Genomic DNA, 2,355 nt, shown 5'->3' with positions numbered 1-2,355 from the left:
ACATTTTCCTACGATGGCTTCAGCGTCTCGCGGATTTTCTTCTAAAAAAGTGCCCAAGGCGTCAGAAGTGACGCTATCAACGATTGATTTAACTTCGGCGTTACCTAGCTTGGCTTTGGTTTGGCCTTCAAATTGGGGCTCTTTAATTTTAACTGAAACAATGGCGGTAAGACCTTCGCGGCAGTCTTCACCGGACAAGGGTTGATCTTTTTCCTTTAAAATATTTTTCTTTTTGGCATAAGAATTTAGTGACCGGGTAAGGGCAGTGCGAAAACCGGAAATATGGGTACCGCCTTCCGGGTTATAGATGTTATTTGCAAAACCAAACAACGTCTCTTTGTATTCATTGCTGTATTGTACGGCGACCTCAACTTTAACATCATCCACCTCTTTTTCGGCGTAAAAGACGTTATCGTGCTTCGGTTCAACGTTAACGTTGAGGTGTTTAACGTAAGATTTGATACCGCCTTCAAAATAAAAAGAGTAGGCCAGCTTATGTTTGTCGCGGCTGTCAATTATATTTAAACGAATGCCTTTGGTCAGGTACGCTTGTTGGCGCAGGTGGTCAATAATGGTTTGCAAATTAAATTCAGTTACAGTAAAAATTTCCGGGTCTGGTTTAAAAGTGATAGTTGTGCCAGTAGTTTTGGCCGGCCCAATGGGTTTCACCTTTTTTTTCGGTTTACCGCGTTCGTATTCTTGAATCCAAGTTTTTTTATCCCGCCGGACTTCGGCTTTAGTAAACTCTGATAGGGCGTTCACGACTGATACTCCAACGCCGTGTAAACCGCCAGATACCTTGTAGCCACCTTCGCCAAATTTACCGCCGGCATGAAGTTTTGTCATTACCACTTCCAACGCTGATACTTTAGCGGTTTTGTGTATGTCCACCGGGATGCCGCGGCCGTCGTCGGTAACTTGGACAGTGCCGTCAGGCAGTAACTCAACATCAATTTGGGTACAAAAACCGGCCATAGCTTCATCAATGCCGTTATCCACGACTTCCCAAATTAAATGATGCAGGCCTTCGCTGGCGGTGTTACCAATATACATGCCGGGCCGCTTACGGACCGGATCCAGTCCTTCTAAAACAGTAATTTGCTTGGCACTGTAATCTGATTGCGATTTAGGTGGTTTGGATTTTTTGGGGGCAGTTTGATTTGCCATATTTTTAGGCGTAAGATTTTAAAGTATGGAGCGTTAAAGCTCCATATAAAGTAAGCGTTAAGTCAATAATATTACAATTTCGATGTCATCATGATAGCACAATTATGCCTGTTTTTCAAGACCAAAATGCTGAACCAAAGCGCCCAATTATGCTATACTATGAAAGTATGCCAAGCGAATCAGTAGGAGGCCCTGGCTCTCCGTATCATAATGTGAGTAATTTTCAGTTAAAGCTTAGCTATTGGTACATTACTCACAAAATTCAATTGCGCAAAATACTGATGGTGGTACTCATAATTTTTGACATTCTGATTTTTAGTTTCGTTTTTTGGAGTATTATCAATTTGTACTTTATTACTTATAACGATCACCAATTAGTTTTGCGTAGTTTAAGCCAGGATTTGATTGATTATAAAAGTTTCCGCGAAGCTTACGCCCCGGTACCACTTCAAATTGTCGGGGTTAGGGTCATTACTTCATCTTCAGGCGAATCAGATATTTTAGTTAGAGTAAAAAATCCTAATTTTAAATTAGCGGTTAGCAAAGTTGATTACAAAATTTTTGCTGATGGCGCTGAGGTAGCCTCAGGTTCAACTTTTGTTCTCCCGGATACGGAAAAGTTTTTTGCGGGTTACAATGTGGCTAATTTAGCTCGCAATGCTGATATTCAATTGCAGTTGGAAAAGGTAAATTGGCGCCGGGTGGACAATTACGAAGCCATTGCTGCCGAGAGATTGCGATTTGAAATTATTGATACTGAATATATTCCGCCAAATAATTCCAGTATTGCTGGGCGATTGCCAGTTAGCATTGCGCAAGCTGAAGTTAGAAATAATAGCGCTTTTAACTATTGGCAAGTTGGGTTTTTTACCGCTGTCTATAGCGGGCAAGAATTAGTTGGCGTAAATTATTCCACCGTGGAGCCGTTTAGGTCAGGGGAGACTAAGCTAATTGAAGCACGGTGGTTTAGCTTGCTTGGTAACATTTCTCAAATTGAAGTTATTCTCGATGTCAATATTTTAGATCCGAACTCTATCATGGAGCTTGAGCTCAAATAATTTGTAACAAAAAAGACGCTCCCGTGGGTAGGGGTGCGGCCCATGATCTGCAGTGCAGACCTGGTGCCGCCCCCTTCCCGGAAGCATTCATCACCCATGACCCAGCTCGAGTATGTCTGCTCGACAAGTC

Annotated in this window: 2 protein-coding genes; one reads left to right on the top strand and one right to left on the bottom strand. The window is 42.3% G+C overall.

Annotated elements, in window-relative coordinates; all coding sequences use genetic code 11:
- Positions 1 to 1,167, bottom strand: a 1,167-nt coding sequence (locus COT81_00010) for a DNA topoisomerase IV subunit B (GenBank protein PIS05647.1), incomplete at its 3' end; no start/stop codon positions are given.
- 104 nt (positions 1,168 to 1,271) lie between these two features.
- On the opposite strand from COT81_00010, the gene COT81_00005 reads away from it, so the two are divergent.
- Complete coding sequence (locus COT81_00005) at positions 1,272 to 2,225, top strand: hypothetical protein (GenBank protein ID PIS05617.1); 954 nt, start codon at positions 1,272 to 1,274, stop codon at positions 2,223 to 2,225.
- Positions 2,226 to 2,355 lie beyond the last annotated feature (130 nt).

This window comes from Candidatus Buchananbacteria bacterium CG10_big_fil_rev_8_21_14_0_10_42_9 (assembly GCA_002773845.1).
Lineage (GTDB): Bacteria > Patescibacteriota > Patescibacteriia > Buchananbacterales > 21-14-0-10-42-9 > 21-14-0-10-42-9.
This window is presented reverse-complemented; position numbering and strand designations above follow the sequence as displayed.